This window comes from Cupriavidus sp. P-10 (assembly GCF_003402535.2).
GTDB lineage: Bacteria > Pseudomonadota > Gammaproteobacteria > Burkholderiales > Burkholderiaceae > Cupriavidus.
Window position 1 is genome coordinate 982888 of the sequence record NZ_AP025171.1, and the last position, 17646, is coordinate 1000533.

The following is a 17646-nucleotide window of genomic DNA, read 5'->3' on the forward strand; positions in this document are numbered from 1 at the left end:
AACAGGTTCCGGTGAATCAGGCACGCGCTTCCGGAACAAATAGGTCCAGACTCACTTGCGCGGCTCGCGAACTTGGCTTTCCGCTGTGCAGGAATCAAACACGGCTCGCACAACAGACAGGGGCGCGGCCCCGAGAAGCGCGGCTGCCTCTGCCTGGCAGTCGCGTGCGGGGCCAACTGGCACGCCAGGCGGCTCGCCCGCGGGTGTCTTGCCGGGCTGGCTACCGCCGTTCGTCGACGCGCAGGCGTTCAGCAGGGCCAGGGCGGCGAGCAATTGCACGGATCTGAGGCGCATATTGCAAGGTACTCCATGGCGAGCGTAGGGATGGCTTATTGCCCACCCGGAACGGTCGACCGATTGGTCGTGGTAGAGTCGATCATCATACTTTGTCGCGTAGCCTTATGTCGCCACCCGTTGAACGTGGATCCGTCGATTCAGCAGGCCATCAACAGGCCATGGAAAGCGCCGCGGATGCGGATAGCGTGAGCGTGCGGATTCCGGCCATCGTTCCAGCGCAAGCCGCTCTGGTGGTCATGCATTATCAGACCGACATCCTTGCGTTGTTTCCATCGGTCGCGCCCACTTTGCTCTCCAATACGCGCAAGCTGTGTAACGCTGCGCGGGCCAAGGGCGTCAGCGTCTATTTCGCCAAGATCCACTTTCAGCCGGGCTATCCGGAAGTCAGTCCGTTGAACAGGAACGGGCAGGGAATCAAGCGACTTGGTCTTTTCGTCGACGACCAGATCTCGCCGGAACTCGGCCAGTTGGCCACGGAGCCGCTCATCATCGCGCATCGTGCCAGCGTGTTCTTTGGTACCGACCTGCAGGTGCGGCTTTCCGCGCAGGGTATCGATACCCTGCTCATGGTCGGCATTGCGTCAACCGGTGTAGTGCTGTCGTCGGTCGCGTACGCGAGCGATGCGGACTTCCGTTTATTTACCGTCAAGGATTGCTGCTACGACCCAGATCAGGTCGTGCACGATCATCTTTTTTCAACGGCGTTCGATTCGCGCACAACGGTGCTCACGCTCGCTGATGCCTTGCGGTTGCTTGCCTAGCATTTGCTGGCATTTCGACGGTTGGCAAGCAATGCGGGCGATCCCCGCGGCATGCCGGTAGCTAGCCGCCGTCATCCGAGCACGAGATGGCGTCCTATGGTAACTTCGGCAAATGAATTCATTGACTTCACCTGGTGCTGCATAGGCGGCACTTATGTGCTGTTGGGAGAGTGACGCAGTGTGAGCAATGCGAAACAGGACACGCGGCGTATGTTGCGGACTGAGAAGGTTTCAATCAGCAGGGCGTTGCGCCTGAGCGTGCCGCCAGAAGCCAGGCCTGCGCCGGTCAACAGGAGAGACTGGCTGCGGCAGAGGAAAGAGCAATTGCAGGCTGCCCGTGCCGCTGCCAAGCAAAGGCGCGATCTGCTGAAAGCCGAAATCATGTCGGCCGCGCAAGATGTTGCGCGTGAGGAACGCGTTGCTGCGCGGCTGGAAGCGGAACGCCTGAAGGCGGAAACCAAGGCCGCGCGAAGCAACGCGCGGGAAGACGCACGCGCTGCCGCCAAGTTCGAGCGCGGCCAACCAGCCCGCCCGGCGTCAAAACGAAAGGCACTGCCCGAGGAAAGAGGCAAGCTTGTCTCTTACGCCGATCTGTTGCGGATGCGCAGGTGATCTGGCGGAAGGTCGACGGGACTGACCGCTTCGTGGCAAACCACTTCGATGTTGTGCCCGTCCGGACCAATGACGAATGCTGCATAGTAGTTCGCGTGGTAGTGCGGGCGCAGACCAGGCGCACCATTGTCTTTGCCCCCCGCCTCCAGAGCCGCGCGATAGAACGCTTCGACCTGCTGGCGAGTCTCGGCCGTGAATGCCAGGTGAAGATGCGCCGGCTTCTCGTCGGTCTGGTACAGGCACAATGAAGCCTTGCCCTTTGGGCTAAGCTCGACACCGTACGCCGGCGGCCCCTCCGAGACAACCGCTACGCCGAGCGGTTCGAGTGCCTTGAGGAAGAACGCCTTGCTCGCTGCATAGTCGCTGACTCCGAATTTGACGTGGTCAAACATGAGCTCTCCTGAAGAGTTTCGGCCTGCGCGAGGATCCTAACCCTTTCATCGAGGGGACGTCCGCAAGCGGGCTTCGCCCACTTGCGGCCGCTTCTCATGTCAAACGTCGAGCGTCCGGCAACGGCCCGCTATGGTGGTAGGAATCGCTTCACACACCTGCCACCTCGATCAGCGCATCGACCACCACCACGCCGTCGGCGTTCGCCATGACCGGGTTGAGGTCGATCGAGCGGATCGCACCGCCGGCAGCATGGACCAGCTGGCCGACTTGCACCGCCAGTCGGCACAGCGCGGCGACATCGACCGCAGGCTCGTTGCGCACCCCATGCAGCAGCGGCGCGATGCGCAGGCCGTCCAGCGCACGGGCGACATCGGCTTGGCTGCACGGCGCCAGCAGCACGGCGGTGTCGCGCAGCACCTCGACATACTTGCCGCCGTCGCCGACCACCAGCACCGCGCCGAATACGGGATCCCAGTGCGCGCCGATCATGCATTCGCGCTGGCCGCGCACCATGCGCGCGACGACGATGCCTTCGCAATGGGCGTCCATGGCCTGCAGCGTGCGCGTCTGGGCGGTGAATGCGCTCGCTACCGCTTCCGGATCATTGCAGTGCAGGGCGACCAGCCCGTGCTCGCTCTTGTGCGGCACCTGGGGCGAGCTCGCCTTGACCGCCACCGGCGCGCCGATGCGCTGCCACGCGGCCACCACGGCGTCCACGTCGCGGCAAAGATAGTGTTCCACCACCGGCATGCCGGCCGCGGCGAGACGTGCCAGGCTGGCGGCTTCGCTCAGCGTCTTGCCTTTCGCCGGCGACGCGGGCAAGGCAGGTGCAGCGGGAGGTGGCGGCTCGCCGTCAGCCGCGATCTGCCGCAGCCGCTGCTGGTGCGAGACCAGCTGCGAGAACGCCGCCAGCGCTTCGGCAGCGCTGGCGTAGGTCGGTACGTTGGCTTGCCGGAAGGCTTCGGCCACCGGCGGCTGCCAGACGGCGACCGCGATGGGCTTGCCCGCGGTATCGGCAAATGCGGCGGCGTCGCGGGCAAAGCGCAGCACGTCATAGCCCATGCCGGACACCGGGATATCGAGCAGGAACAGGTCGGCGGCGGAATCGCGCGCGACCACTGGCAGCACCTCGCCGAACAGCGCGCTGTTGGTCAGCAGTGCGGCGGTGACATCGACCGGGTTGGCGGTAGCGGCAAAACCGGGCAGGCGCTCGGCCAGCGCGGCCTGCGTGGCACCGGACAGCGGCGCGAGCGTCAGGCCGCACGCGGGCGCTGCGTCGGCGGCCATCACGCAGCTTGCTCCGGAATTGCTGACGACCACCAGCCGCCGCCCCGTGGCTTGCCAGCCGCGCAGGTACATGGGCGCGCAGCGTGCCAGCGCGTGCGCATCGTCCACGCGCCAGATGCCATGGCGCTGCAGGAAGGCATCGACCGCGCGGTCCTCGTTGGCGATGGCACCGGTGTGCGACGCCGCGGCCCGCTGCCCGTCGTCTGAGCGGCCGGCCTTGACCGCCACCACCGGCACATTGCGCGCCCGCGCCACGCGCGCGGCCTCGGCCAGCACCTCGGGGTCGGTCAGGCTTTCCAGGTACAGCAGCACCAGCCGCACACCGGGATCGTGCGCTACCGCCAACGCCAGTTCGCTGACGGTGATATCGGCCTGGTTGCCGGTGGCATGCATGTGGCGCACGCCAATGCCCTGGCCGCGCAGCAGCCCGTAGACCATCGCCGCCACGCCGCCGCTCTGGCTGACCACGGCGACCGGGCCGTCCTGCGGCGGCACCTCGATGAACATGGTCGAAAAACTGGCGATCGCGCCACTCCCGAAGTTGGCCAGTCCCTGGCTGTTCGGGCCGACCAGCCGCAGCCCGGTGGCGCGGGCGGCGCGCACCATCTCGTCCTGCTGGCGCCGGCCTTCGGCCCCGGCTTCGCCGAAGCCCGATGCAATCACAATGGCCGCCGCCACGCCCAGCCGGGCGCAGTCCTGCACGGCCTGCACCGCGGCGTCGCCGGCGACGATGATGATCGCGAGCTCAGGGACTTCCGGCAGCGCGTCCAGCGTGGGATAGGCGCGCAGGCCCTGGATGGTGTCGCGCTGCGGGTTGACCGGGTAGAGCGTGCCGGCGTAGCCGTGCGTCCTCATGTAGTGGATGGGCCGGCCGCCGATCTTGTGGATGTTGTCAGAGGCGCCGATCACGGCGATGGAGCGGGGAGCGAGCAGGGACTGGAGCGAGTTGTTCATGACTGGGCGGGGGTGTGCGTGGGGAATCAGTCGACGGTGGCGCCGGAGGCCTTGACGACGCGGGCCCATTTGTCGATTTCCTGGTCGAGGAACTGCGCGGTGGCTGGTGGGGATGTCCATTCCGTGGCAAAGCCCTGCGTGGCGAAGCGCGCGCGCACGTCGGCGTCGTCGAGCACGGATTTCAGCGCCGTGCCGATCGTATTGAGCACCGCGGGCGGCGTGCCGGCGGGGGCCAGCAGCGCGTTCCAGGCGCTGGCCTCGTAGCCCGGCAATCCTGACTGCGCGATGGTCGGCGTGTCCGGCGCGGCCGGCGAACGCGCCGCGCCCGTGACCGCCAGCGCCTTGAGCTTGCCGTCGCGCACGAACGGCATGGCCGACAGCATGGTGTCGAACATCACCGTGGCCTGGCCGCCCATCACGTCGGTCAGCGCGGGCGCGCTGCCCTTGTACGGTACGTGCGTCATGCGCACGCCGGCCATGCTGTTGAACAGTTCCGCGGCAAGATGGGTGGACTGGCCATTGCCGGAGCTGGCAAAGGTGACCTCGCCGGGCCTGGTCCTGGCCAGCGCGATCAGCTCGGCGACATTGCCCGCGGGCATGGCGGGCGCGGTCACCAGCACCAGCGGGCCGCGCGTGAGCAGGCTTACCGGCGTGAAGTCCTTGCGCGTGTCGTAGCCGGGCTTGCGGAACAGCGTCATGTTGATGGCATGTGCGGTGGTGGCGACCAGCAGCGTGTAGCCGTCGGGCGCGGCCCTGGCCACGGCCTCGGCGCCGATGTTGCCGCCGGCGCCGGGACGGTTCTCCACCACCAGCGGCTGGCCGAGCTTGTCCGAGAGCTTCTGGCCGACCACGCGCGCGACGATGTCGGTGGGACCGCCGGGCGGGTACGGCACAACCAGCCGGATCGGCTTGACTGGGAAGGACTGGGCCAGAACTGTCGGCACGGCGGCCGCGGACAGGGCGAGGCAGGAAAGCAGGGCGAGCGCGTGCCGCCGGGATCGATTCGGTGCCAAGGGGTTTCTCCGGTTGTGGGTGCCGGCTGGGATGGAGACGGGCGCGCCGGCTGGCGCCGGAAGGCCGCTATTCGCGCAGGAAGCGCAGCAACGTCCCTTCCCCGAATCGCAGGAACCCTGCGCGCACGCGCTCGCCGATCGCCACGCCGGGCTCGGCATGGCCCATCACGCGCGGACCTTCGTCCAGCGTGGCCAGCACCAGCGTGTAGGGCGCGAGGGCACGGAAGGCCTCCGTCGGGGCGCGGCTGATCTCGGTGACCGCATACACCGTGGCCAGTCCGCTGGCATCGCGCCAGTGCAGTTGCACGCTGCCGCAGGTGCGGCAGGCGTGGCGCTCCAGCGGCTGCCACGCCCCGCAGCCGTCGCAGCACTGGTAGCGCACCACGCCGGAATCGAGTCCGTCGGCATAGGGATGGCTTATGGTATGGCTCATGGCATGGCTCATCACGTAGCCTCCAGCACCAGGCTGACATGCGACGACAGCACGCCGCCGTCGGCATGGAACAGCGCGCGGCGGCGCTTGCTCAGTTGGCGTTCCCCGGCGCGCCCGGCGAGCTGGCGCGCGGCTTCGGCAAGATGCATCAGCCCGCCCGCCACGCCGGAATGGCCGAAGGCAAGCAGCCCGCCATGCGTATTGAGCGGCAGCGCGCCGCCGCGGCTGAATTCGCCGGCTTGCAGCCGCGCATGCGCTTGCCCGCGCGGCGCCAGTCCGAGCTCTTCCAGCAGCATCACCAGGGTGATGGTGAACGAGTCATAGATTGCCAGGCAGTCAATGCCGTCCACGCCGCGGCCCGCCTCGGCAAAGGCGCGCCGCGCGGCGTCGGCGGCGCCGGTCTGCATCACGTCTTCGATCGCGCCCAGGTGCTGGTGCCGGTGCGCCTGCCCCGCGCCGGCGATGCGCACCGGCGTGCCGGCGCCGGGTTCCGCGGATACGATCACCGCCACCGCGCCATCGGAAATCGGGCAGCAGTCGGACAGCCGCAGCGGCGTGGCGATCGGGCGGGAGGCGCGTGCCTCTGCGAGCGACAGCGGCTCGCGCAGGTGCGCATCCGGATGGCCGGCGGCATGCTCGCGCATCAGCACCGCAAAGCCGGACAGCGCATCGGCATCCATGCCGGTCTCATGCAGGTAGCGCGACGCCAGCAGCGCGTAGTAGGCCGGCACCGAGGCGCCGTTGGGCACCTCGGCATGCGGCTCGCCCACCTGCGCCAGCGTCTGGATCGACTGGTCGCGGCTCTGGCCGCTGAGGCGGTTCTCGCCAGCCACCACCAGCACGTGGCGGCAGCGGCCGGCGCGCACCAGTTCGTGCGCCAGCATGGCCATCACGCCGCCGGTGGCGCCGCCCGCGGCCACGCCGTGGGCGTAGGCGGGAGTGAGCGAGGCGTATTCGCAGAAGCGGTCGGCCAACATCAGGTGCGGCAGCGTGGTGGCATAGCCGCACAGCACGCCGTCGATGTCGGCGCGCGCCAGCCCGGCATCGGCCAGCGCGGCATCGGCGGCCTGCGCCATCAGCGCCAGCGGCGTGCTGCCCTCGATGCGGCCGAAGCGGGTGTTGCCGCTGCCGCGCAGGTAGGTGGTGCGCATGTCAGTGTTTGAGCAGCGGGCATTGCGACTTCGATGCCGGCATGAAGGCCTGCTCGCCGGGCACCGTCGCCACGACCTTGTAGTAGTCCCATGGGTACTTTGATTCGGCCGGCGTCTTCACCTCGAACAGGTACATGTCGTGGATCATGCGGCCGTCCTCGCGGATGCGGCCGTTCCTGGCGAAGAAGTCGTTGACCGGCATGGCTTTCATCTTCTTCATCACCGCCGACGTCTCGTCGGTACCCGCCGCCTGCACCGCCTTCAGATAGTGCATCACCGACGAATACGCGCCGGCCTGGCTCATGTTGGGCATCTTCTTCAGCTTCTCGAAATAGCGGCGCGACCACGCGCGGGTGGCATCATTCATGTCCCAGTAGAAGGCTTCGGTCAGCACCAGGCCGCCCGCGGTCTTCAGGCCGATGGCATGGATGTCGTTGATGTAGAGCAGCAGTCCCGCCATGCGCTGCGCGCCGTTGCGCGTGAGGCCGAACTCCGACGCCGCCTTGATCGCGTTGATGGTGTCGCCGCCCGCATTGGCCAGTCCCACGACCTGCGCCTTGCTGGCCTGTGCCTGCAGCAGGTAAGAGGCAAAGTCGCTGGCGCCGATCGGGTGGCGCGCGGCGCCCAGCACCTTGCCGCCGGTTTCGTTGATGACCGACGTGGCGGAGTCCTGCAGCGTATGCCCGAAGGCGTAGTCGGCGGTCAGGAAGAACCAGGTCTTGCCGCCGCGCTGCACCGTGGCGCGCGCGGTGGTGTTGGCAAGCGCGTAGGTGTCGTAGGCGTAGTGCACCGACACTGGCGTGCACAGGTCGTTGGTAATGCGCTCGGTGCCTGGTCCCGAGAACACCACGATGCGGTTTTTCTGCTTCGCCACTTCCAGCACGGCCAGCGCCGGCGCCGAGGCGGCCACGTCGAGGATGGCGTCGACATTGCCGGTGTCGTACCACTCGCGCGCCTTGTTGGCGGCGATATCGGCCTTGTTCTGGTGATCGACCACCACCAGCTCGATCTTCTTGCCGAGCACCTTGCCGCCGAAATCGTCGATGGCCATCTGCGCCGCGGTGGCGCTGCCGCGGCCGGTGACGTCGGCGTACAGGCCGCTCATGTCGAGCAGCATGCCGAGCTTGACCACGTCGTCGGAGATCGCTGCCTTGGGCTGCGCGTGCGCGCTGCCGCAGGCAAGCGCCGCGGCCACGGCGAAGGCGCCGGCGGCCCGGCGGCGGATCGAATGGCGAAGCTTCATGTTGTCTCCTCTGGCTTGTTGTGGTTCTTGTTTTGGCTTTGCCTGGCTAGACCGTGGCGATCGGTGTCACCGGCGACCCGACTGCCCCCGGCAGCCGAAGCGGCGGCGCGGTCAGCTGGAAGCGGGTGCGGCCGCTGGCGCGCAGCCAGTCGGCCAGCTCGCGCAGGTACCACAGCTCGCCCAGCGGCAGGCCCAGCTTGAACAGGCAGTGGTGGTGCAGCGGCAGCAGCGGGTGGTGCTTGTCGCCATCGGGCGCGGGGCGGGCCGGGTAGCGCTCGACTGCGTAGTTGTCGGCGATCAGCGCGGCGATGCCGGCGTCGGTGATCCACTGCAACAGCTTGTCGTCGCGGCCGTCGAGCGCGCAGCAGCTGTGGTGCAGCACGGCTTCGTCGGGCTCGCGCTGCATCGACAGCACCACTTCGGCAAAGCCGGTGCGCAGCAGCAGCATGTCACCGGACTCGACCTCGGCCTTGCCGGCGTCCATCGCGCGCATCAGGTCGTCATAGCCGACGGTGCGGAAGTCCTTGCCATACACGTGCGCCAGGTCCACCAGCACGCCGCGACCCTGCATGCCCTTGACGGCAAAATTCTCGATGCCGAGCGCCTGCGCGGCGCTGTGGTCGTGGCCGCATGGATGGGCGGCGAAGTGGTCGTCGTCGGCGTAGTCCACCGGGCCGACGATATGCTCATTGGCACGGAAGCCGTTGTAGTAGACGCGCTCGGGCCGGCCGTCGCCGTCAGCATCGAACAGTGCGCCCACATGCGCCAGCGCATCCCACTGCGTGCTGTACTGCAGGCACATCAGGACCTGGTCGTCGCTGATTACATCGGTGGCGGCCGGATCGACCCTGGCCAGCGGGAAGTTGAGGTAGGGGCTGTCGTCGCGGAAGGTGGGGCGCAGTTGCGGCGGGTGGCGGCGCGGGTTGAGCTTGTTGCCGCCCGGGTAGTCCAGCGGCAGCGACAGGCAGAAGCTGATGCCGGCCTGCACCTCGCGCGCGCCCTTGACGACCTGCTCGGGGCCGATCAGGTTGACGCGGCCCAGCTGGTCGTCGGGGCCGAAATCACCCCAGTTGGAACCCTGCGGACGTTGCTTCCAGCGCATGTCATGCCTCCTCTTGCGTACGTGGCCGGGTGGCCGGTTTGTGTAGGTTGGGTCGTGGGTCGGGCCTGGTGTCCGGATGCGCGCCGGCGTGCGATCGCCAGTGCTGGCAGATGGCGTCGGCTTCGCGCCGCAGCGCGCGCGCCATGGCCGCCTCGCGGGTGGTGATGCGGTCATTGAGCGCGGCGATGCTGATCGCGCCCAGCGGGTAGCCGCCGGGGCCGGGCAGGGCGACGGCGATGCCGCCCATGCGCTCCACCACGACGTCCAGCAATACGGCGTAGCCGCGCTCGCGCGTGGCCTGCACATGGCCCAGCAGCATGTCCCGGCTGAAGCGCGGGTAGCGGCGCATGGCCGGCGCGATGCCGTCGAGCACGGCGTCGATCTCGGCATCGGGCAGCGCGGCCAGCAGCGCCAGGCTGCCCGCACCGATGCCCAGCGGCCGGCGGCTGCCGATGTCCAGGTAATTGGCGCGGATCGGGAAGGTGCCCAGGCGCAGCTCGATGCAGACCGATTCGCAGCCGCTCGGCACCGACAGGATGGCGCTGTCCTCGAAGGCATTGGCCAGCCGGATCAGTGCGGGGCGTACCAACGGGCGCAGGTCGGTGCGCTGCAGGGTGGCAGCATGCAGCGCGAGCCATTCAGGCCCCGGCGCAAAGGCCTTGGTGGCGGGATCGCGGTGTACCAGGCCCTCGGCCGCCAGCGTTTCCAGCAGGCGCAGCGCCGAGGCCTTGTCGACGCCTGCGGCCAGCGCCAGGTCGGTAAGGCGGCTGTTGCGGGCATCGGTCAGCGCGCGCAGCAGGCGGCAGGCTTTCTGCAGCGAGGTGCTCGGGGTGGTCACGCCGGTGGTCTCCTTGTCCGGTTTTCGTCACGTGAAACCGGTCAGGGGAGTTTATAGGCCATAGGAAAGGGCTGGTCATTCTGCGGTGCGGGAAAGTTTTGCCGGATGAAACTGGCCGTCAGGGCTTTGCGAAACCAGCGCCGAATTCGTCACATGAAAGCTTGTTGTAAGTCATCGTATGACATGGCGGATCGAAAATGTTATTCCGAAGGGAACCCGTCCAGTAGTACCGGCGGCGCCAGAGACGCGCACCAGCAGTGGGATTGCAGCCAGGAAGCCGTCACGCCGGTGGCGCGTTCCGTGTACCGACCTAGGGAAATCCCGGAGTCATTCGTCCGTATGACACATTACAATGTCATCAGACAACGTAACACTGGCAAGGCCCACATTGCCGATCCGGAGATGACATGGCAGTAAACGCGACAGCGGCGCGCACAGCGACCGCGGCAGCTGGTGGGCGTGGACCTCGGCCAGTACTGTATCAACGTGCTGGCGTGCCGGGCGGGCGCTTCTCCCGCTGGTGATCGGCTACATCCTCAGCGTTACGGGTTCGTTCAACGGCGCGCTGGTGTTCGTGGGCGTGAATGCACTGGTGACCGTGTTCTGCTACCTGGTCATCGTCAAGGATATCCGTCGGGTGGAACTGCAGCCCGCCTGAGCTTTCTGGAACAAGCAAAATGAGTGAAGCCAATTCCTCGCAAGCGGTGCGTCCGCTGTACATCACGATGCACCCCGACGACAACGTCGCCATCGTCGCCAACGACGGCGGGCTGCCTGCCGGCGCCACGTTCCCGTGCGGCCTTACGCTGGTCGAGGGCGTGCCCCAGGGCCACAAGGTCGCACTGGCCGACCTGCGCGAAGGCGACGAGGTGATCCGCTACAACGTGGTGATCGGCTACGCGCTGAAGGACCTGCCGCGCGGCAGCTGGATCAACGAACGCGTGATCCGCATGCCGGCCGCGCCTGAGCTGCACGACCTGCCGGTCGGCACGCGCGTCACGCCGCTGCCGCCGCTGGAGGGCTACACCTTCGAGGGCTACCGCAATGCCGACGGTTCGGTCGGTACGCGCAATATCCTCGGCATCACCACCACCGTGCAATGCGTGGAGGGCGTGGTCGAGTTTGCCGTGCGGCGCATCAAGGAAGAGCTGCTGCCGAAGTATCCCAACGTCGATGACGTGGTGGGCCTGGAGCACACCTACGGCTGCGGCGTGGCGATCGACGCGCCGGACGCCGGCATTCCCATCCGCACCATCCGCAATATCGCGCTAAACCCCAACTTCGGCGGCGAAGTGATGATCGTCAGCCTGGGCTGCGAAAAGCTGCAGCCCACGCGGCTGGTCAGCGCCGGCACCATCCCGATCCAGAAGGAAGGCGAGCCGGACGTGGTCTGCCTGCAGGACGAACAGCACGTGGGCTTTGCGTCGATGATCGATTCGATCATGACGACCGCCGAGAAACACCTGCAACGCCTGGATGCGCGCCGGCGCGAGACCTGCCCCGCATCCGACCTGGTGGTCGGCGTGCAGTGCGGCGGCAGCGATGCCTTCTCCGGCGTGACCGCCAACCCGGCGGTGGGCTTTGCCACCGACCTGCTGGTGCGCGCCGGCGGCACGGTGATGTTCTCCGAGGTGACCGAAGTCCGTGATGGCATCGATCAGCTCACCGCGCGCGCGGCCACGCCGGAAGTGGCCGAGGCCCTGATGAAGCAGATGGCCTGGTACGACGCCTACCTCGAAAAAGGCAAGGTCGACCGCAGCGCCAACACCACGCCCGGCAACAAGAAGGGCGGGCTGTCCAATATCGTGGAAAAGGCCATGGGCTCGATCGTCAAGTCCGGCACCGGCCCGATCCATGGCGTCAGCGGCCCGGGCGAGAAGGTGACGCAGAAGGGCCTGATCTATGCCGCCACGCCGGCTGGCGACTTTGTCTGCGGCACGCTGCAGCTGGCCGCCGGCATGAACCTGCACGTCTTCACCACCGGCCGCGGCACGCCGTACGGCCTGGCCGAGGTGCCGGTGATCAAGGTCTCGACGCGCAACGACCTGGCGCGCCGCTGGCACGACCTGATGGACGTCAACGCCGGCCGCATCGCCACCGGCGAAGCCACCATCGAAGAGGTGGGCTGGGAGCTGTTCCACACGCTGCTGGCGGTGGCCAGCGGCAAGAAGTCGTGGGCGGAACACTGGAAGATCAAGAACGCGCTGGTGCTGTTCAATCCGGCGCCGGTGACCTGAGGCCTCGGCTTCCGGTTCTTCTCGTCGCTCGTCGTCGTCGTCGAAGGATTATTCATGGCTCTTGAGTGGGCGGCCGAAAAGGCCGCTCTTTTTTGCTTGAAAACTATATTCAAAATATTTGAACAACTATGTGATGATTCGAGTAATTTTTCAGGCACTTCGTTACGTATAGTTCATCCCATCGCAGCGCCACAGGCACAGAGACGTTGCGGGAAATTAACCAATCTACTTAACGGAGCGCCCCATTATGTCGAACGCCAAACTGGAAGTCCTGACCCCGCAAAACAGCCAGCTGATCATCATCGACCACCAGCCGCAGATGGCGTTCGGCGTCCAGTCGATGGACCGCCAGCTGATGAAGAACAACGTGGTCGGGCTGGCCAAGGCGGCAAAGATCTTCGACATCCCGACCACGATCACCACGGTCGAGTCGGATTCGTTCTCCGGCTACACCTACCCCGAACTGCTCGACGTATTCCCCGGCAAGGAAACGCTGGAACGCACCTCGATGAACTCGTGGGACGACCAGAAGGTGCGCGACGCGCTGGCCGCCGCCGGCCGCAGGAAGATCATCGTCGCCGGACTGTGGACCGAGGTGTGCAACACCACCTTCGCGCTGTCGGCCATGCATGACAGCGACTACGAGATCTACATAGTTGCCGACGCCTCGGGCGGTACCAGCAAGGAAGCGCACGACTACGCCATGCAGCGCATGGTGCAGGCCGGCGTGGTGCCGGTGACCTGGCAGCAGGTGGTGCTGGAGTGGCAGCGCGACTGGGCCCGCCGCGACTCGTACGACGCCGTGATGGCGCTGGTCAAGGAACACTCCGGCGCCTACGGCATGGGCGTGGACTACGCCTACACCATGGTGCACAAGGCCGCGCAGCGCACCGCGTCGCAGCACGTGTCGCTGGCCCCCGTTCCCGCGGTCTGACCGATCGCTGTTGCACTGGCATCCCGGACAAGGAGAACAACATGAATATCGGTGCAAGGCTTGGCCGCGGCGCTTGCCTGCTGGGATGCTGGCTTGCAGTGATGATGGGCAGCGTCGGCGCCGCGGCGGTGGTGGCGCAGACGCTGGCGGTGTGAGGCGATCCGGGGCTAGCGCAGCCATGGAAGCTGGACGCCGCTGAACGCCAGCGCCAGCCCGCCGACCACGACCAGGCTGAGCGCCCACACCACGTCGAGGTTGAACCAGCTGCGCGACACGAATTTAAGCCCGACGTAGCGATAGACCAGCCACGCTACCACGCCGCCTGTCGCGATCATGGCCGCGGCATGCACGACGGACACGAGCAGCGCCATGGAAACATTAGCGCCCATCAGCGCGGCGGCGGCCTGGTGGCCGGCATCCTCGTCGGCGCGGCACAGCCCGAGATAGATCGGCACCAGCATCAGCCCAGCGCCGTGCGCGATCGCCACGGCGAAGGACCATAGCGCGAGGCGCGACGGCGGAATGCGCGCCAGTGCGCGCGGATGGCGGCGCCACACCAGCAGCGCCACGCCCCAGCCGATTACCAGCAGCCCCGCGGCAAACTGCAGCGGCGCCTGCCAGCGCACCAGCATGGCCAGCACGCCGAACGGCAGCATGACCGCGATCATCGCCAGCAGATGGCCCAGCGCCAGCGAACCGAGCGCCGACACCACCGCGCGATCCTGCTGCGCCAGCAAACCGTTCGATACAGCAAGCGGCCATCCCATCGCGGGATTCAGGCCGTGATAGATGCCGCTTGCCAGGACCGCCGACCACAGGCCGGCATGCTCCCAGGAGAGCGCGGTCAAGTCCGGACCGACGGGTAGCAGAACGAGTCAGTCGAGCAGTCGCCGCCTTCCAGCCGCACCTGGTGGGCGCGGTAGCCGTCGGGGAAGTCCACCCAGTAGTCGTCGGCCAGCGCCAGCCCGCCCTCCGGCTCGGCACGCCCCATCACCTGCACGCCGGGAACACCGTTGGGATAGAACTGGTTGTCCCAGGTGGAGTAGAGCGAATTGGTCCAGTAGACGCGCCTGCCGTCGCGGCTGATTTCGACCATCTGCGGGCCGCCGGCGAAGGTCTTGCCGTTCGGGTGCGGCGTGCGCCGCGCAATGCCGCCAAGATGGACCGAGCCCGACAGCCGGGGCTTGCGCGGGTCGCTGACGTCGTACTGGCGCATCTCGCCGGTGCCCCAGCAGGCCACGTAAAGAAACTTGTCGTCGATGGACAAATCGATATCGGTCACCAGCGGCGGCACCGCGCCGAAGCCTTGCAGCAAGGGCGGCAGCTGGTCGGCCGAAGCCGGCTCGGGCGGAATGGTCGCGGTCTTCTCCACATGGAACTTGCCGCCTTCGCGCCACCAGGTCCAGATCGAGCCTTCCAGGTTGGTGGTGTCGACCACCACGCCGACAAAGCCGTATTCGCGCACCGGATCGTGCGCGGGCCGGACTTCCAGCGCCATCTGGTGGTTGGCGCCGAGGTCGATGGTCTGCACGTTGCGGCGCCCGCGCAGGTCCCAGAAATGCAGCTTGTGGCCGTACTTGTTGGCAAGCAGGTCCTCGGCCACCAGGCCGTTCTCGAACTGCGGCGGCAATGCCCATTCGCTCGACACCATGTAGTCGCGCGGCAGGTTCCACCAGAAGTCGTAGTGCTTCTCCTGCTCGCCGCGGTCGATTTCCCAGCGCCCGAGCACCTCGAAGGTCTCGCAGTCCATGATGAAGATGCCGGGCAGCCCGTCGGTGCCGTCCTGGCCGGCGCCGCCGAGCGTGCTCACGTAGATCCCTTCCGGGCCGCAATGCACGGTGTGCGGCCGCGAGTAGCCGGTCTTGCTGATGATCTCGTCCGGCTCGATGATCTTGTGGATGCGCGCCTGCGTGGGATGCGGCTTGGTGTCTACGATATAAATGCGGGACGAGCGCATGCCCGGGATGATCAGGTAGCGCCGCTCCAGGAACGCGTGGCCGGTCAGCGGCGACAGCGCGGAGGAACAGGCATTCCAGCCGAAGTGATGCAGCTCGTCGCCCTTGTTGGTCATCGGCACGGTATGCACCACCGTGCTGTAGGTGGGCGAGCCGGGCTTGACGTCGATCACGGCCAGCGCGTCAGGGCGCGAGCCGTCGGGGCTCAGCAGCAGGGTGTAGGCAAATTCTTCCGGCGGCGCGCTCATCGCGAGCTGGGGCGACGGGTAAAACGTGGGATCCGGCCGCATGTTCATGGTTAGCCCTCCTTGTTCTACGCCGGTCACATGCCGCGAGATCGCGCAGGCCGGCATGGCAGCGTCCGCGCACGTAAGTGGAGTTCGAGCCTACTTAGCCTAGGTCGTTCTCCAACCCTAGTCAAACGCGGCCAGGGCGGCGGCGCAGGGCCGTTCTCGTCACGCTAAAGACGCCTGGCGCGTGAGCAAATGCGATGGTGCACCGCACGTGCGCTGCCCGTGCCGGCAGGCATATCGTTATCGGCAATCGTTCGTTCCGGCCGCGGGCATCGCGCCCGTATGCTTTGGCTTCGATTCCGACCGATGCCCCGCGAGCCATGGCCAACTATCTCGACGACCGACAGCGCAGCGAACTCGCGCACGCCGCGCGTCACTGGCTGTGGCGCACCGAACTGCCGACCTGGCTGCTGATCGTGGCGGTGTACGGCGCATGGTTCGGCGTAGCCACGCAGGCGAGCCGGTTGGGCCTGCCGCTGGCATGCGTGCTGCTGACGCTGTGCACCACCTGGTACCTGTCGCTGCAGCATGAACTGATGCATGGCCATCCGACCCGGCTGCCCTGGCTGAACGCGCTGATCGGCGCGGCGCCGCTGGGCGTGTGGCTGCCGTATGGCCTGTACCGGCGCTGGCACCTGCAGCACCATGAAGCCGAACTGACGCATCCCGGCGGCGATCCGGAGAGCTATTTTCTGTACGCGGCGGACTGGCATGCGTCGGGCCCGTTCGCACGCAGGCTCTATGCCGTGCGCAACACGCTGGCGGGCCGCGTGCTGCTGCAACCCGCATTTTCGATCCTGGCCATCGGTGCCGATGCGTGGAGCAAGCTGCGCGCCGGCGACTGGCGCGATGTGCCGATGTGGCTGGCGCACCTGCTGGCGCTGGGCGTGCTGCTGGCCTGGCTGCAGGTGTACTGCGGCATGCCGGCATGGCTGATGCTGGCGGGCGTTGCGTATCCCGCGCTGTCGCTGTCGGCGATCCGTTCCTTCCATGAGCATCGCGCCACCGGCCCGCAGGCGGCGCGCAGCGTGATCAACGACGCCGGGCTGGCCTGGCGCCTGCTGTTCCTGAACAACAACTATCACCTGGTGCACCACGATCTGCCGTCGGTGCCGTGGTTTGTGCTGGGCCGGGTCTATCGGCGCCGCGCCGACGATTACCTGGCGCGCAACGACGGCTTCCTGGTGCGCGGCTATGGCGAATGGCTGGTGCGGTATGCGCTGCGCGCGGCCGCGCCGGTGGTCCATCCCCTGTTCCACGGGCCGTCCGACGGACCCCACTACGCGGCGAGGCCCTATGGCGAAGCCTGAGCACTGGGTCGCGGCGCTGCCGATGTACAACGTGTCGGCGTCCTTGCGCGCTGACTGGATCACGCTGATCGAGCGCGTGGCGCAATCGCTGCAACGCGCGGGCGTCGTGCTTACCGCCGTCGACCCCGGCGACGATGCCGCCGCGCTGCACGCATTCTGGCGGCGCGACGACGTGCTGCTGTCGCAGGCATGCGGCTATCCGCTGGTGCAGGGGCTGGCGCCGCATGTGCGGCTGATCGGCACGCCGCGCTTCCGGGTGCCGGGCTGCCAGTGGCATACCTATCGCAGCGCGATCGTGGTACGGGCAGGCGACGGGCCCGGCACGCTCGATGCCTGCCGTGGCGCGCGGGCTGCCTGCAATGCGCCCGACTCACACAGCGGCATGAATGCGCTGCGCCATGCGGTGGCGCCGCTGGCGCGTGCAGGGCGCTTCTTTGGCGAGGTGGTCCACACCGGCTCGCACCTGGCGTCGTTGGCGGCCGTGACCGCCGGCGAGGCAGACGTGGCGGCGATCGATTGCGTGACGCTGGCCTATGCCGCCGAGCACCATCCCGATCTGGTGGCGGGCGTGCGGCAGATCGGCACCACGCGGGCGGTGGCGGGATTGCCGTTCATCGCATCGCGGCGGGCGGGTGCGCCGCTGGTGCAACGGGTGCGGGCGGCCATGCGGCAGGCCCTGCACGACGACGTGGCGCTGCGCGCCCGGCTGCGGCTGGAAGATGTGGTGCCCAGCGCGGTGGCGGACTACCAGCCGGTGTCCAGCATGGCGCTGGAGGCAAGCCTGCGGGGGTACAGCGCGCTCAACTGAGGCCGCGCCCGCCCTAATACCCGCC

General features: G+C 67.4%; 16 protein-coding genes and 1 pseudogene. 7 read left to right on the forward strand and 10 right to left on the reverse strand.

Annotation, left to right across the window (positions count from 1 at the left end):
- Positions 1–455: 455 nt before the first annotated feature.
- Positions 456–1058 carry an isochorismatase family cysteine hydrolase gene (locus CTP10_RS21595; protein ID WP_116323442.1) on the forward strand — a complete coding sequence of 201 codons (603 nt, stop codon included), beginning with the start codon at positions 456–458 and terminating at the stop codon, positions 1056–1058.
- A 180-nt stretch (positions 1059–1238) separates the two neighbouring features.
- Positions 1239–1670, forward strand: coding sequence for a hypothetical protein (locus CTP10_RS21600; RefSeq protein ID WP_116323443.1), 432 nt, complete (start codon positions 1239–1241; stop codon positions 1668–1670).
- Here CTP10_RS21600 and CTP10_RS21605 read toward each other — a convergent pair.
- From CTP10_RS21605 to CTP10_RS21640, 8 genes are all read right to left on the reverse strand, one after another.
- On the reverse strand, positions 1640–2062 hold the full coding sequence (locus tag CTP10_RS21605; protein ID WP_116323444.1) for a VOC family protein: 423 nt from the start codon (positions 2060–2062) through the stop codon (positions 1640–1642). The two genes, CTP10_RS21600 and CTP10_RS21605, sit on opposite strands and share 31 nt — an antisense overlap.
- 148 nt (positions 2063–2210) lie before the next feature.
- Complete coding sequence (locus CTP10_RS21610; protein WP_116323445.1) at positions 2211–4304, reverse strand: acetate--CoA ligase family protein; 2094 nt, start codon at positions 4302–4304, stop codon at positions 2211–2213.
- A 26-nt stretch (positions 4305–4330) separates the two neighbouring features.
- The gene (locus CTP10_RS21615) at positions 4331–5317 is read right to left on the reverse strand and encodes a tripartite tricarboxylate transporter substrate binding protein (RefSeq protein ID WP_116323446.1); all 987 of its coding nucleotides are present in this window, start codon (positions 5315–5317) and stop codon (positions 4331–4333) included.
- A 67-nt stretch (positions 5318–5384) separates the two neighbouring features.
- Positions 5385–5750: a Zn-ribbon domain-containing OB-fold protein gene (locus CTP10_RS21620; RefSeq protein WP_116323462.1), complete on the reverse strand. Its 366-nt coding sequence runs from the start codon at positions 5748–5750 to the stop codon at positions 5385–5387.
- 11 nt (positions 5751–5761) lie between these two features.
- Entirely contained in the window at positions 5762–6901 is a 1140-nt protein-coding gene (locus CTP10_RS21625; protein ID WP_116323447.1) for a thiolase family protein, read from the reverse strand.
- A gap of 1 nt (position 6902) precedes the next feature.
- The gene (locus tag CTP10_RS21630; protein WP_116323448.1) at positions 6903–8144 is read right to left on the reverse strand and encodes an ABC transporter substrate-binding protein; all 1242 of its coding nucleotides are present in this window, start codon (positions 8142–8144) and stop codon (positions 6903–6905) included.
- A gap of 46 nt (positions 8145–8190) precedes the next feature.
- Complete coding sequence (locus CTP10_RS21635; RefSeq protein ID WP_116323449.1) at positions 8191–9246, reverse strand: cyclase family protein; 1056 nt, start codon at positions 9244–9246, stop codon at positions 8191–8193.
- A 1-nt stretch (position 9247) separates the two neighbouring features.
- On the reverse strand, positions 9248–10084 hold the full coding sequence (locus CTP10_RS21640) for an IclR family transcriptional regulator (RefSeq protein ID WP_116323450.1): 837 nt from the start codon (positions 10082–10084) through the stop codon (positions 9248–9250).
- Positions 10085–10598: 514 nt separating this feature from the next.
- Here CTP10_RS21640 and CTP10_RS21645 point away from each other — a divergent pair.
- From CTP10_RS21645 to CTP10_RS21655, 3 genes and pseudogenes are all read left to right on the forward strand, one after another.
- Positions 10599–10742: pseudogene (locus tag CTP10_RS21645) on the forward strand (MFS transporter); the annotation flags it as partial.
- Between the two features lie 19 nt (positions 10743–10761).
- Positions 10762–12321: a galactarate dehydratase gene (gene garD / locus CTP10_RS21650; protein ID WP_116323451.1), complete on the forward strand. Its 1560-nt coding sequence runs from the start codon at positions 10762–10764 to the stop codon at positions 12319–12321.
- 247 nt (positions 12322–12568) lie between these two features.
- Entirely contained in the window at positions 12569–13255 is a 687-nt protein-coding gene (locus CTP10_RS21655; RefSeq protein ID WP_116323452.1) for a hydrolase, read from the forward strand.
- A gap of 167 nt (positions 13256–13422) precedes the next feature.
- On the opposite strand, the gene CTP10_RS21660 is transcribed toward CTP10_RS21655, so the two are convergent.
- Together CTP10_RS21660 and CTP10_RS21665 are read right to left on the reverse strand one after the other, a co-directional pair.
- Positions 13423–14103 (reverse strand): hypothetical protein, encoded by a 681-nt coding sequence (locus tag CTP10_RS21660; RefSeq protein ID WP_116323453.1) that lies wholly within the window; start codon positions 14101–14103, stop codon positions 13423–13425.
- Positions 14100–15506: a selenium-binding protein SBP56-related protein gene (locus tag CTP10_RS21665; RefSeq protein WP_116323454.1), complete on the reverse strand. Its 1407-nt coding sequence runs from the start codon at positions 15504–15506 to the stop codon at positions 14100–14102. The genes CTP10_RS21660 and CTP10_RS21665 overlap by 4 nt, the downstream gene beginning before the upstream one ends.
- Before the next feature lie 317 nt (positions 15507–15823).
- On the opposite strand from CTP10_RS21665, the gene CTP10_RS21670 reads away from it, so the two are divergent.
- Both CTP10_RS21670 and CTP10_RS21675 read left to right on the forward strand, forming a co-directional pair.
- Positions 15824–16813, forward strand: a complete 990-nt coding sequence (locus CTP10_RS21670) for a fatty acid desaturase (protein WP_116323463.1) — start codon at positions 15824–15826, stop codon at positions 16811–16813.
- The gene (locus CTP10_RS21675; protein WP_233528442.1) at positions 16800–17621 is read left to right on the forward strand and encodes a phosphate/phosphite/phosphonate ABC transporter substrate-binding protein; all 822 of its coding nucleotides are present in this window, start codon (positions 16800–16802) and stop codon (positions 17619–17621) included. The genes CTP10_RS21670 and CTP10_RS21675 overlap by 14 nt, the downstream gene beginning before the upstream one ends.
- Positions 17622–17646: the final 25 nt, after the last annotated feature.